General features: G+C 38.0%; 12 protein-coding genes, 1 pseudogene and 1 riboswitch. All 13 genes and pseudogenes read left to right on the forward strand.

Features of this window, described 5'->3' with window-relative positions; translation table 11 throughout:
• Window positions 1-454: 454 nt before the first annotated feature.
• The 13 genes and pseudogenes from glmS to B9L23_RS01025 all read left to right on the forward strand — a co-directional run bounded on the left by glmS (window position 455) and on the right by B9L23_RS01025 (window position 14,318).
• The gene (gene glmS / locus B9L23_RS00965; protein WP_081189341.1) at window positions 455-2,257 is read left to right on the forward strand and encodes a glutamine--fructose-6-phosphate transaminase (isomerizing); all 1,803 of its coding nucleotides are present in this window, start codon (window positions 455-457) and stop codon (window positions 2,255-2,257) included.
• A gap of 676 nt (window positions 2,258-2,933) precedes the next feature.
• Window positions 2,934-3,096: riboswitch (cyclic di-AMP (ydaO/yuaA leader) on the forward strand.
• A 5-nt stretch (window positions 3,097-3,101) separates the two neighbouring features.
• Window positions 3,102-3,311, forward strand: coding sequence for a hypothetical protein (locus tag B9L23_RS00975; protein WP_017553312.1), 210 nt, complete (start codon window positions 3,102-3,104; stop codon window positions 3,309-3,311).
• 30 nt (window positions 3,312-3,341) lie between these two features.
• Window positions 3,342-3,419, forward strand: a complete 78-nt coding sequence (gene kdpF / locus B9L23_RS21595; protein ID WP_353652437.1) for a K(+)-transporting ATPase subunit F — start codon at window positions 3,342-3,344, stop codon at window positions 3,417-3,419.
• Between the two features lie 35 nt (window positions 3,420-3,454).
• Window positions 3,455-5,140 (forward strand): potassium-transporting ATPase subunit KdpA, encoded by a 1,686-nt coding sequence (kdpA, locus tag B9L23_RS00985; RefSeq protein ID WP_062678975.1) that lies wholly within the window; start codon window positions 3,455-3,457, stop codon window positions 5,138-5,140.
• An 18-nt stretch (window positions 5,141-5,158) separates the two neighbouring features.
• The gene (kdpB, locus tag B9L23_RS00990; RefSeq protein WP_062678974.1) at window positions 5,159-7,192 is read left to right on the forward strand and encodes a potassium-transporting ATPase subunit KdpB; all 2,034 of its coding nucleotides are present in this window, start codon (window positions 5,159-5,161) and stop codon (window positions 7,190-7,192) included.
• A gap of 22 nt (window positions 7,193-7,214) precedes the next feature.
• Window positions 7,215-7,781: a potassium-transporting ATPase subunit KdpC gene (kdpC, locus tag B9L23_RS00995; RefSeq protein ID WP_043903358.1), complete on the forward strand. Its 567-nt coding sequence runs from the start codon at window positions 7,215-7,217 to the stop codon at window positions 7,779-7,781.
• Window positions 7,782-7,801: 20 nt separating this feature from the next.
• The gene (gene kdpDN / locus B9L23_RS01000) at window positions 7,802-8,932 is read left to right on the forward strand and encodes a KdpD-like non-kinase potassium sensor (protein ID WP_062678973.1); all 1,131 of its coding nucleotides are present in this window, start codon (window positions 7,802-7,804) and stop codon (window positions 8,930-8,932) included.
• 933 nt (window positions 8,933-9,865) lie between these two features.
• Entirely contained in the window at window positions 9,866-10,366 is a 501-nt protein-coding gene (locus tag B9L23_RS01005; RefSeq protein WP_062679200.1) for a hypothetical protein, read from the forward strand.
• Window positions 10,367-10,457: 91 nt separating this feature from the next.
• Window positions 10,458-10,808 (forward strand): hypothetical protein, encoded by a 351-nt coding sequence (locus B9L23_RS20825; RefSeq protein ID WP_070104976.1) that lies wholly within the window; start codon window positions 10,458-10,460, stop codon window positions 10,806-10,808.
• A gap of 31 nt (window positions 10,809-10,839) precedes the next feature.
• On the forward strand, window positions 10,840-10,986 hold the full coding sequence (locus B9L23_RS20235; RefSeq protein ID WP_160331329.1) for a hypothetical protein: 147 nt from the start codon (window positions 10,840-10,842) through the stop codon (window positions 10,984-10,986).
• Window positions 10,987-11,500: 514 nt separating this feature from the next.
• On the forward strand, window positions 11,501-11,947 hold the full coding sequence (locus B9L23_RS01015) for a hypothetical protein (protein WP_062679199.1): 447 nt from the start codon (window positions 11,501-11,503) through the stop codon (window positions 11,945-11,947).
• Window positions 11,948-12,769, forward strand: a complete 822-nt coding sequence (locus B9L23_RS01020) for a hypothetical protein (protein WP_062679198.1) — start codon at window positions 11,948-11,950, stop codon at window positions 12,767-12,769.
• 379 nt (window positions 12,770-13,148) lie between these two features.
• Window positions 13,149-14,318: pseudogene (locus tag B9L23_RS01025) on the forward strand (IS3 family transposase).
• Window positions 14,319-14,329 lie beyond the last annotated feature (11 nt).

Raw genomic sequence — 14,329 nt, forward strand, 5'->3', positions numbered from 1 at the left:
CATAACTAACCTATGTATAAATGGAACATTCTGTTCCATTTATGCATAGGTTATTTTATGAAATAATTCTAACAGTTGACGCTTCTAGAGATGTACTGTAATATTATTTTGTTGTTATTTTAAAAAAGAAAGGTGGGTAGAGGTTTTATTTATTATTTATTTTTCAAAGCGCCTGGACTAAGCGTGGACGGAAAAACGCTTAGTTGACGAGGAGGAGGTTTATCGAGGTTTCGGCGGATGCCTCCCGGTTGCTGCGATTACAACCGCAAGTCCTTTCTTAAAACAAAGAGGTGACTCTTTGGACAAAGGGAAGGATATAATCGCAAAAATACGGAAATGGGGAGTCTGTCCGCGCAAAAGGGGTCAGACACCTGACAACGTTCCTTGACAAAAAAATAATAGAGGAATTCCTTTGTGCGACAGTCTTCCTGAATATTAAGGAGGATACGGATCTATGTGTGGAATTGTCGGTTACATCGGTCAACAGGACGTAAAAGAAATTTTACTGCGCGGATTAGAAAAATTGGAGTACCGCGGATATGACTCTGCAGGCATTGCGGTACTAAATGATGAAGGAATTCACCTTTTTAAAGAAAAAGGACGGATTGCCGATTTGCGGAATGTCGTTGATCCGAGCGTAAGTGCTACTCTTGGAATCGGCCATACACGCTGGGCAACACACGGTGCTCCGAGCCGCATCAACGCGCACCCGCACCAAAGCGCTTCTGGCCGCTTTACATTAGTGCACAATGGAGTTATTGAAAACTATGCGCTTTTAAAACAGGAGTATTTACAAGATGTAACGCTAAAGAGTGATACGGATACGGAAATTATCGTGCAGCTTGTTGAAAAATTTGTAAACGACGGTCTTTCTGTCGAAGAAGCGTTCCGCAAAACATTAACATTGTTGAAAGGTTCTTATGCCATCGCAATGATTGATGCGGAAAATCAAGAAGTTATTTATGTCGCAAAAAATAAAAGCCCGTTGCTTGTCGGACTCGGCAATGGTTTCAATGTTGTGTCGAGCGACGCGATGGCGATGCTGCAAGTGACAAAACAATTTGTCGAGCTTATGGATAAAGAAATGGTCATTGTGACAAGAGAAAGCATTACAATTAAAAACTTAAACGGTGACATTATTGAGCGCGCTCCATATACAGCGGAGCTAGACGCAAGCGATATTGAGAAAGGAACATATCCGCATTACATGTTAAAAGAAATAGATGAACAACCGTTTGTCATGCGCCGCATTATTCAAAAATATCAAGACGAAAATGGTCAGCTTACGATTGATCCAGAAATAGTCAAAGAAGTGATCAATGCGGATCGTTTATATATTATCGCTTGTGGTACAAGTTATCACGCGGGGTTAGTCGGAAAACAATTGATCGAGAAATGGGCGAAAATCCCTGTCGAAGTACATGTTGCAAGCGAGTTTTCGTACAATATGCCGCTGTTGTCTGAAAAACCGCTATTCATTTACATTTCTCAAAGCGGGGAAACAGCGGACAGCCGTGCGGTGCTTGTCCAAACGAAAGAACTTGGCTACAAAGCGATTACGATTACGAACGTACCAGGTTCTACTCTTTCCCGTGAGGCGGATTATACGTTATTGCTTCATGCCGGCCCGGAAATCGCTGTTGCATCAACAAAAGCATATACGGCCCAAATCGCTGTGCTTGCGATTTTAGCGACAGCTGCGGCGAAAGCAAAAGGCATTGCGCTTGACTTTGACTTGAAAAAAGAGCTTGGTATTATCGCCAACGTAATGGAAATGTTGTGCGATGCAAAAGAAGAAATGGAAAAAATCGCTCTCGAGTATTTATCAACAACGCGCAACTGTTTCTTCATCGGCCGCACTGTTGACTATTATGTATGCTTGGAAGGCGCGTTAAAATTAAAAGAGATTTCTTACATTCAAGCAGAAGGATTCGCTGGCGGAGAATTGAAGCACGGTACGATCGCTCTTATCGAAAACGGCACCCCAGTAATCGCCTTGGCGACACAAGAACACGTCAACTTAAGCATTCGTGGCAACGTTAAAGAAGTTGTTGCCCGCGGCGCCAACCCTTGCATCATTTCGATGAGAGGCTTAGAAACAGACGAAGACCGCTACGTCATTCCAGCGGTTCATCCAATGCTTACACCGCTCGTTTCTGTCGTGCCGCTGCAGCTGATCGCGTACTACGCGGCATTGCATCGCGGTTGCGATGTCGACAAACCACGCAACTTAGCAAAGAGCGTGACGGTCGAATAAAAGATAGAAATACGCGTCTCGTATTTGTTAAGTGACAAAAAAGTTGTATACTGAACAAAAAGTCGTATACTCGACAAAAAAGTTGTATACTCGCTTTTGATTAATTAAATATTTTAGGGCGACGATTTGAGTAAAGTTATGCCTCTAACGTTTTAGCGTTAGAGGCTATATTTTTTAGGAGGAAGGTCTAAGATTGAATAAAGGGAAATTTTAGCTCTCTGTCAAGATGAATACGTAAATGATTTTTAGAAATAATGGCGTTTATTTATAAGAGATGGATCTTGATAAGGCTATGTCAGTCTTATTTTTTTAACCATATCAGCTCGATTTGATGTTTGTCTAGAGTAAATTCTCTCCCTAATTACGTGCAGTTACATGGATTCATTCTGAATTACAGAGGACAGCAGCTTATAACGGCTGTCGTTTATTTTTTAGACAGACGCAAAGGTTTATCAACAGCAAGCCAAATTCTAAACTTTAATATGCATGGAATTTTATTTTTTGTTAGGCCAGAAAACATAATGATTAAGTGAGAAAATAATAAAAAAATAATATTTAAAACGCTTACATTCGAAAAAATAACCGTTTTTCGTCTATTTTTTAACCAAATTGTTCCTTTACATAACGTGTTGGAAAGGAGTATGATTACAACAACAACTTCATAAATGAATGATTTCCCTAATAGTCGCTGAATCCGAATAGGAGCGGGGGAACCAATCGTGATCTTGTTGATCACATGGGGTGAATCTTGTTCAGAACTTGTGAGTGTTCTGAATGAGTAGGGTGACTCTCATCACCCGAACCCGTCAGCTAACCTCGTAAGCGTCGTGAGAGGAGGGGTTATTTGTTGTTGCCAAAAAACCAACAGGATACCCTCCTGTTGGTTTTTTGTGCTTGTGGATGGATAATAAGTGATAATATTGAATTTTTTGGGGAAAATTATAAAATTAGCGGACTATCTTTATTAGGAGGAAAAAATCGTGTGGGATATTTTCATGATTTTATTATTGGTCTTAACTTTTGCTTTATTTTACGGATTTACGATTTGGTGTGACGATGTAGTGCATGGAGGAGAAGAACAATGATGTGGCTCATTGGCGCTATTACTTTAATGGTGTTTGTTTATCTGGTGTATGCGTTGATTTATCCTGAGAAATTTTAACTTACTTGAATGAAGGATAGGAGGAGCTTTCAATCATGGGATACGCCATTTTACAGTTTATCGTCATCTTTGCTTTATTATTGGCACTCGCCATACCGTTAGGGAGATATTTGTATGTAGTTTTCTTCAAGGAAACAAGCAAGCTCGATCGTTTCTTTCTCCCTATTGAAAAAATCATTTATCGAGCGTCTGGTATTAAAAATCTTGAAGAGACTGGATGGAAAAAATATTCATTTGCTTTCCTTTCAGTCAATGCTGTTCTTTTAGGAATTTCTTATCTCATATTAAGATTACAAAAATATTTGCCTTTAAATTCCGCGAAAATTGATAATATGGAACCTACACTTACGTTTAATACAGTGGTCAGCTTTATGACCAATACAAACTTACAGCATTATAGTGGTGAGACAGGTCTTTCCATTTTATCACAGATGATTTTTGTCACGATGATGATGTTTACTTCAGCGGCTAGTGGTTTAGCTATTGCGATGGCAATTATTCGTGCTCTATCTAAAAAAGGGAAAACAATTGGCAACTTTTATCAAGATTTCATTCGAGCGAATGTGAGAGTACTGCTTCCTCTTTCCGTCATTGTGACGCTTGTTCTTGTTGCATTGGGCGTACCGCAAACATTTGCTTCTAGTGCAACGGTCACTACATTGGAAGGAAAAGTGCAAACATTAGCGTTGGGACCTGTGGCTTCACTGGAGTCGATTAAACATTTAGGAACGAACGGTGGAGGGTTTTTCGGAGTAAACTCTGCTCATCCTTTTGAAAATCCGAATCCTCTTACGTGTGTCATTGAAATACTGTCGATGTGGTGTATTCCAGCTGCTATACCATTTACTTACGGGCTGGCTGTGAAAAACCGTAAACAAGGTTGGGTATTGTTTGCAACGATGTTCGCGATTTTCCTTGTCATGCTTTCCGTCGTTTACAGCGCTGAGCAAGCTGGAAACCCTATGCTGAATAAACTGGGCTTCTCTTCTTCCCAAGGGAGTATGGAAGGAAAAGAGGTACGATTCGGTATTCCATTGTCTAGTTTGTTTACGACAGTCACAACCGCTGCGACAACCGGAACAGTCAACAACATGCATGATACACTTACGCCAATTGGTGGGTTAGTTCCACTTTCGCAAATGATGCTAAACAATGTGTTTGGCGGTGATGGTGTTGGTTTTGTCAATATGCTAATGTATGCAATGTTAGCGGTCTTTTTAGCTGGGCTCATGGTAGGACGAACTCCTGAGTTTTTAGGACGGAAAATCGAGCCGCGGGAAATGAAATTGATTGTCATTGCCTTATTGTTACATCCTTTTATTATTCTGGGGCCATCAGCCGTTGCGTTTATGACGCATTTAGGTACGGATGCGATTAGCAATCCGGGATTCCACGGAATTTCACAAGTGATTTACGAGTATACTTCCGCAGCCGCCAATAACGGTTCAGGTTTTGAGGGACTAGGTGATAATACACCGTTCTGGAATATATCGACAGGATTGGTGATGTTACTGGGAAGATATCTTTCGATTATTGCCATGTTAGCCGTGGCAGGATCATTGGTTCAAAAACAGCCTGTGCCGGAGACAGTGGGGACATTTCGTACCGATAACGTCACATTTGGAGTGATTTTGATTGGTACTGTATTAGTAATTGGAGCATTAACATTCTTCCCTGTACTTGTATTAGGTCCTATCGCTGAGTTTTTAACGATTCGTTAGAAGGAGGAAGAGATAAGCATGAAATCTGAAATAAAAAAGCAGTCGCTCTTTCAAGGCCCCATTGTACGACAAGCTGTTATTGACAGCTTTAAAAAATTAAATCCGCTTGTCATGATGCGCAATCCGGTCATGTTTGTTGTCGAAGTTGGAACCTTTATTATATTGTTGATGCTTTTCATGCCTCGTTATTTTAATATACAAAATCGCGGATATGTGTTTGCTGTTTTTATCATCTTGTTGTTCACGATTTTGTTTGCAAACTTTGCCGAAGCACTTGCCGAGGGTAGAGGGAAAGCACAGGCGGATTCATTAAAGAAAACGAAAGCAGATACAGTAGCTAAACGGATTAATGACAAAGGAGAGATCGAAACCGTTTCGTCTACTGAGTTACGAAAGGGCGATATTGTATTGGTCGAAGCTGGTGACATTATTCCCGGAGATGGGGAGATTATTGAAGGATTAGCGTCCATTGATGAATCAGCCATTACAGGGGAATCAGCTCCTGTCATTAAAGAAGCAGGAGGGGATTTTAGCTCGGTTACCGGTGGAACGAAGGTGGTCAGTGATTCGATTAAAGTAAGAATTACGGTGGATCCGGGTGAATCATTCTTAGATAAAATGATTTCATTGGTCGAAGGAGCTTCACGACAAAAAACACCAAACGAATTGGCGTTAAATACATTACTGATTACGCTTACTTTAATTTTCTTAATGGTCGTCATCACATTGATACCAATTGCCAGTTATGTAGGTATAAAATTACAGATTGTCACTTTAATTGCGTTGCTCGTTTGTTTAATTCCAACAACGATTGGAGGACTTCTTTCAGCGATTGGTATTGCAGGAATGGATCGTGTTACTCGATTCAACGTGTTAGCCATGTCTGGTAAAGCCGTAGAGGCTGCAGGGGATATAAGTACCATTATTCTGGATAAAACGGGAACCATCACGTTTGGTAACCGGATGGCTTCACAGTTCATCCCCGTTGGTTCGGCAACTGAGGAAGAAGCACGAGAAGCGGCGGTCCTCTCTTCTTTAAAAGATGAAACACCAGAGGGACGTTCTGTTTTAGAGTTGGCGAAAAATCAAGGATTTTCGATTGATTATTCTCAATATGAACAAGCCGAATTTATTCCATTTGCCGCTGAAACGCGGATGAGCGGCATGGATATTAATGGTGTTTCCTACCGTAAGGGAGCAGTGGATGCAATACAAAAATATGTTCAGCAATTAGGTGGCGAAATTCCGAGCGATTTGAAAGAAAAAAGTGATCAAATCGCAAATCAAGGAGGAACGCCGTTAGCTGTTTCGGTAGGCAAGAAGATTGTAGGAATTATCTACTTGAAAGATACGGTTAAGCCGGGGATGCGAGAGCGATTTGAAGAACTTCGGAAGATGGGGATTAAAACGATTATGTGTACAGGCGACAACCCATTAACTGCGGCTACCATTGCGAAAGAAGCAGGAGTAGATGATTTTATCGCTGAAAGCAAACCAGAAGATAAAATTCGTGTGATTCGCGAAGAACAAGCAAAAGGTAACTTGGTGGCCATGACAGGGGACGGAACAAATGATGCTCCTGCTCTGGCACAGGCAGATGTGGGATTAGCGATGAACAGTGGAACGATTGCTGCGAAAGAAGCAGCCAATATGGTCGATCTTGATTCAGACCCAACAAAAATTATTGAAGTGGTCTCCATTGGTAAACAGTTATTGATGACACGCGGAGCCTTAACAACTTTTAGTATTGCGAATGATATTGCGAAATACTTTGCGATTTTACCAGCTATGTTTACGGTGGCCATTCCGCAAATGAAAGCTTTAAATTTTATGCACTTACATTCGCCTACGAGTGCCATTTTATCGGCATTAATCTTTAACGCGATTATTATCCCTTTATTAATTCCATTAGCGATGAAAGGGATTACCTATAAACCGATGCCAGCTGTGAAGCTATTGCGCCGCAACTTATTGATCTATGGTTTAGGTGGCGTGATCGCTCCATTTATCGGTATTAAGCTCATTGACCTTTTTGTTGGGATGTTCGTTTAATAGTAAAGGAGGAATGAGGTATATGAAATTTATTCGTTTAGCGATTGTGATGATACTTTTATTCGGTTTAGGCTATCCTGTTGTGATGACCGGGATTGCTCAAGCACTTTTTCCTCATCAGGCAAATGGAAGTATAATTTATAACGATAAAAAACAAGCTGTAGGATCGGAGTTGATTGGTCAGTTGTTCCAAGATCCAAAATATTTTCATGGACGCATTTCTTCGATTCATTATGATGCGGCAGCTTCAGGAACACCGAACTATGCTCCATCTAATAAAGAAATGATTCAGCGAACAGAGAAGGCAGCCGAAGAATGGTTAAAGAAAAATCCCGGAAAAACGAAAGAAGAAGTTCCGTTAGATTTAATCACGAATTCCGGATCAGGGCTGGATCCTCATATCAGCCCTGCCGCGGCTTTCTTTCAAGTTCCTTCTGTTGCCAAAGCTACTGGTTTGTCTGAAGAACAACTGAATAATTTGGTGAAAAAGCATATTGAAGGAAGAGTGCTAGGAATTTTTGGAGAACCAAGAGTAAATGTATTAAAACTGAATATGGAACTGCAAAAGATGATTCAAGGCAAGTCTTGATAAAAGAGGTTAATAAGGATATGGATAATGGAAGAAAATACAAAAGAATGAGTCCGGAAGAAATATTAAAGAAAATCGAAAAAATGAAAAAGGGCCGCCTCAAAATTTATATTGGGGCGGCTCCGGGTGTCGGTAAAACGTTTCATATGTTAAGGGACGCACATGACCTGAAAGCAAAAGGGGTCGATATTGTCATAGGCTTAGTCGAAACTCATGGTCGTGCTGATACAGAAGCCGAAATCAAAGATTTAGAAATTATTCCGAAAAAAACGATTCATTACAAGGGACGCGAATTCCAAGAATTAGATGTGGAAGCCATTATTAAGCGAAATCCTGATGTCGTCATTATTGATGAGCTCCCACATACAAACGCCCCCGGCTCAAAAAATAAAAAACGTTATCAAGATGTTCAAGAGATCCTACAAGCAGGGATTCATGTCTGGACGGCGATGAACATTCAACATTTAGAAAGTGTCCGAGACATTGTTCAGCAGGTTACGGGTATACAAGTAAACGAAAGAGTCCCTGACTCCATACTAAAGGAAGCTGATGAAATAAAAGTTATCGATGTCAGTCCAGAAACGCTGCGTGAGCGTATTAAAGAAGGAAAAGTATATAGTAAGGAAAAGATCCAGCAGGCTCTCAATAATTTTTTTCGCAAAGGAAATTTAGTCGCTTTACGGGAGCTGGCACTGCGTGAAGTGGCCGATGACATTGATTTGCGGCTAGAAAAAGAGAGAACGGAATTAGGCATTGAAGAACCATCAGGCATACATGAAAAAATTTTGGTGTGTGTGAACTACCGACCGAACGCAGAAAAATTAATTCGTCGAGGCTGGAGGATTGCCGATCGTTTAAATGCCGATCTCTATATTCTTCATATTAAACAATCAGGTCATCAAGACGAAAAAGCAATCAATGAATGGAAAAATCTAGCTGAGCAATTTGGTGCCACATTTATTATTCAAGAAGCTAAATCAAGAAAGGTGGCTCAACAAATTGTAGAAGTGTGCCGCCAATATAAAATTACACAAATCGTTATGGGGATGTCCGCTCGGACGCGGTGGGAAGAGATTTGGAAAGGATCAATTATTAACGCAATCATGCGGAAGCTGAAATATGTAGATGTTTTAATTGTATCGGATCGCTAATTTGATGTTGAAAGAAACTTATTACATGAAAAACTTTAGCTATTGTCAACCAAAGTTCGACTGTTATATGTTGGAATAATAAATAGTTCCTGTATTAGATGATGATAAAAACTCCGTCGGAATAAATTACGCTGTTTTTAAAAGTTTTCTAGTCACAATCCGATCAGAAAGAAATTCTTTTTAAAATTTTTTTGTCATTACAATAAAAAAACCCCTTGAAAAATCAAGGAGTTTACGATGACTTTCTTAAAACTATTTTTTAATAGAAGTTTTATCTAATGATAGACATATCGTAAAACAATCTATTCTCGACAAAGCCTTTCGCGGTAAATTAGAAAGTGCAATAGAGCTTTTGAAGGAAGTTGCAAAATCCAGATAAAGGAAATTGAGTATACAACAATTTTGTCACTTTTTAATCGGCTGATTCAAAAAATTGTAAAATGAGTATACAACTTTTTTGTTACACCGTTCATGTCTCTGAACGGTGTTTTGCTTTTTCAATGGACTTTTCAGTATACAACTTTTTTGTCACTTAACAGTTTTGTCCGTAGAAAATAAAGTTGGTAACTAGAAAATAATGATGGTAACTAGAAAAAGGGGCTGACCCAAAAGGAACTAAAAATTTCCTTTGAGAGGTCGCCCCTCTTGTCGAGTTAAAAAAAGTCGTTAAGTAGAAAAAAGTTGTTAAGCGGAAAAAAAGTTGTAAAGCAGAATGTAAATATTTTCCTCAAACGAATGTTAAGCCAAAAAAGTTGTTAATTGAAAAAAACTGGTAAGTAGAAGTTAACCTCTATCTAGTCAAAATAGAAGTTTTAAGATAAAATACTTCTAAGCAAGACTTAAAAAAATAATGCACCATAATGCACCACAGAAAACCCTAACTTGAATTTTACAAGTTAGGGTTTTCTATTACTAAGGATGGGTTGATATACAATGTATATAAATAATTTAAGGAAAACATTAAACCAAGTGGATGAATCCAATTTAAAAAAATTTGAATCTTTAGCATTTAGTTACCACGTTAACGTATTACATAATTCCAAACTTAGGAGAGCAGACTTTAGAATTCAATTAAGGAATTTTATGGACGGAAAAACTTCAAGTATTTCACATCATAATCTTGATTCTTATTTATATGCACTTGACCAGTTAGAATTAAATGGTGCTACTAATGCGTTTTATTTAAAAAATAAAAAGACAAAAACTTGGCGAGAATTGTTTCTCAAAATTACTTCAGATCTACCTTTACCGAAAGAAATAAATCCGTCTCATTTAAATGAAAATAATATGAAAGTTTTAAAAAGTATTCTTCAAAATCTGTTGAGATTTTGTTCTGATAAAGATGAAGAGTTAACTAGGAAAAATTTATGGCTAGTTGATGAAATAATAAAAATAGCGGTATCAAAACAAAAAAACAAAAATCCCTTTTTGTGATCAAACCTCAAAGGAAAAGTGCGTGTTTTTAAAATCGAGAGCGAAATCAATTTGAAAAGTTTATTTTGTCAAATGGAAAAGGATGAGGAAAATGAGTGATTTTAAATTTAAAAACGGGCCTCAAAAGATTGATTATGATCTGTATTCTAAATTAACTCCTTCATCCCATATGGAGTTAATTGACGGAAATTTGTATTGGTCGGCCGAGGAAAGGGAGAATCTTTTGCGTTTGTTGATTTACAACGTTGGGATTCGCAGGACTTTAGAAATTATTCAAGAACACCGAGAGGAAAATGATAAAGATGAAGATGAGGATAAATATGATATTAACAAGATAAGGGAACACATACGTGAAATTTTCCACCCCGAGAAACCCATCAAAATACCAAAGACCCAAACCACCGATGATTGTGGCCGAGAAATTATTCAAGGCTTTGAGTAAGAAACGTTGTTGATGAAAGGTTAGTGAGATTATGTTGAACAACGTACAGAAAAGAATTGAGAAGGTAAAAAATGCTAAACCTCTTGAACTGGGTGCTGCCTGTAAACAATTCTTAAAAGAGAAAGAAACACCAAGATACAAGGAATATGTGAAAAAATTAGAGAAATTGCTGGAATGAAAAAGGTCGGTTACAAAACGAGGTGATTTCCAATGAAAAGACCGTTTGGAGTTCGAATAGAGGGTTTTGTTTATTCGAATGAAGGGGATTTGGGACACAATGAATTTTTGGGTGCATTACTGAGTTTATTGAAAGTAAGGGATGGAATTTCGGTGGAGGTACTTATCAAGTAGATGAAGAAGGAGAAAAGATTGATGATATTGATTAAGTTTTTTCCTTTCCGTTAATGATTTAATTACATCACTAAATTGGTTGCGAATTCACTTGCTAAATCGTGTGCTTTTTAATGTTTTCTCTCCTTGAAGTGAACCCGTTATACATATACTAAAACTCCTACCCTTTCTACAATCGAATAAAGTAAAAGCGAGAAGGAGCCTCTCGCTTTTTTTATGTTATATAAACTTGTCAGTTGTTGTAAAATTATAGGAGAGGATTAAATTTTCCAAACATCCGGAAAAATGTAAAAAAAGTTGCTGAGGTCGTACGGCGGTTTTAGTAAGAAGGAGGTGATAGAATGAGGAAAAACTTTGTAATATCGAAACAAAGTGATATTGATGGATTTAACTCTTTTAAATGTTCATTATGCGGTGAAGAATTTAAGTTGCTAGCGAGTGAAGTGCAAGAAGACGATGTTCTTGAACTTTTTTGCCCTAACTGCGGAATTCCTAGTCCTATCTCAACTTACTATACCGAAGATTTAATAGATCACGCAAAAACAATTGCACTTAATGAAGCAATAAATATGATTAATGATATGTTTAAGAGGCTAGAAAAATCAACAAGGAATAATAAGAATATTACTTTTAAACGTGGTAAGTCTTTACCAAATACAAAACCTAGAACATTATACGAAAAAGATGATTTAGAACAAATTGAATTCCTATGCTGTAATAAAAAAGCCAAACTTTCGTTATTATCAAAAACAATACGGCCGTTTTGTCCTTATTGTGGGGTGAATTGAATGGAAAAAGTAATAGATATCAAGGAATTTAAAATTATATCTAGACAATTTAGAAGATTTGCTGGAGACTTATTAAATGCTGAAGATCCGTATGAAGCAACAAGATTGGCAAAGAGATTCATTTCTTATATTGACAATGAACCTATAATAAGTGATTTTATTAAGAAGGCTCATACAAAGGATTACGATTTTGAGAAAATAATTCGTGAAACTAGTGATTTCCAAAAATTTGAAATACCATTAGATATTAATGAAGAAATAAGCTTTATTTATCAATTATTGAAATATATTACTACTCATTTTGAAAGATATGATACTGTTACCAGAGGATATGCATTTTATAGAGGTGCAACGATTTCCGATAGTATACGGAATTTTAATAAAGAAGTCGTAAAATTATTGGTTAATCATATAACAGATTATTTAGAAGGGAAGGCGATAGAATTGGGTATTGACGAAAAACCAAATGCTAAGGTTTTAATTCAGGGAAATGTTGGCCAACTAAACTTTACGGAAACAGGAGACATTGAGGCGCATCAAACAAATAATCATAATGAAAATCAAGAATTGTTAAGTATTTTAAAAGATTTAATCCGTCGTCTTAAAGATGCAGAAATTAATAATACTGAAGATAAAGAAGATGCAATAGATTTCGTACAAGAAGTAGCTAATGAATTAGAGTCTGGTAATACACCAAAACCATCCGTAATTCGTAGAGCAAGGGAATCATTAAATAAAATTAGAACAGTAGTTGATGATACAACTTTTTTAGCAACGCAAATTGATAAAGTTATACAATTTCTAAGCAATATTAATGGCTAGATTTTGGAATTAATCAAAAATACAAGGAATAATAAATTACTTAGAGTTATTAAGAAAACAAAAGCGACGAAGGAAGCATTCAATTACTCAAAAGCTTTAGAGCTGCAGGCACCTTTATTTAAGCCGTGAGAAGCGGAAATCAAAAAAGACCTGCTCTTTTTTGAGCAGGTCCTATTGTTCAAAAACATAAAACATTTACCCATCAGCAGCAATCATAACATTCCTCTCGCGTTCATTTTTCTCCCTTGTCTCGGCTTTTTCTGCTCTTATCCTGTACCTCCATATAAGGTTGAAAAATATGATGTTAGTCTAAAAATTGGACACGGAGAACAGAGAGATTATAATAAACTTAATTACAATTGGTTCGAGGTGTCCAATCATGAGAAAGAGAACATTTGATAAGGAGTACAAGATTCAGGATGTTGAATGATGCCTGGAGGGGGGATAAGTCCATTGCCCAAGTGGCAAAAGAGTTAGGTTTGGCTTACAACACTCTTCATCGTTGGGTCAAAGAATACAAAGAAAGCAACGGAAAGAGTTTTGTGGGTTCTGGCAACATCAAGCCGCAAAATCAAGAAATCATCGAATTACGCCGCCGCAATCAAGAGTTAGAGGAGGAATTAGCGATCCTAAAAAAGGCGTTAGGCATCTTCACCAGAAACCAAAAGTGATTTATACGTTCATTTTTCAACACCGAAATGAATTTCGTGTGGTGGAGATGTGCCAAGTTCTCGGTGTTTCCAAAAGTGGGTATTACGACTGGCTCAAGCGTCCGAAAAGCAAGCAGAAAGAACGAAAAGAACAACTAACTCAACAGATTCGAAATGAGTATCTAAAGTCCCGTAAGATTTACGGAAGCCCGAAAATTACGCAAGAACTGCGCAAACAAGGGATTCGTGTGTCTCAAAAGACGGTCGCTCGCATCATGAATGAAGAAGGCTTGAGATCCATCACCGTCCGTCAATTCAAAGCCACTACGAACAGTAACCATCCTTACAACGTCTATGCCAATCTGTTGGAACAAAATTTCCAAGCAACGGCTCCGAATGAAGTATGGATGGCAGATATTACGTACATTCCTACTGATGAAGGATGGTTGTATCTAGCGAGCATCATGGATTTATATACACGAAAAATCGTAGGTTGGTATATCGATACACGAATGACTAAAGAATTAGTCATCAAAGCGTTACAACGAGCTCTAAACAGCGAAAAACCGACAGGGAGAGTCATTCACCACTCGGATCGTGGAAGCCAGTATGCATCCAATGATTATCAGCAGTTGTTACAAGAGCATCATTTTCAAGTCAGTATGTCGAGACGTGGGAACTGTTACGACAACGCTTGTATGGAGTCATTTCATAGCCTAATCAAGAAAGAATGCATCTATCTGAATCGATTCCGTACGCGGAAAGAAGCAAAACAAGCAATTTTCGAATACATTGAATGCTTCTACAACCGAAAAAGAAGTCATTCCGCCCTTGGCTATGTATCGCCATGTGAATTTGAAGAAGCATACTACGCCAACCAGAGAAAAGTAGCTGCCTAAGTTCAGCTATT

Origin of the sequence: Parageobacillus galactosidasius (genome assembly GCF_002217735.1) — a bacterium.
In the GTDB taxonomy this organism is placed as follows: Bacteria; Bacillota; Bacilli; order Bacillales; family Anoxybacillaceae; genus Parageobacillus_B; species Parageobacillus_B toebii.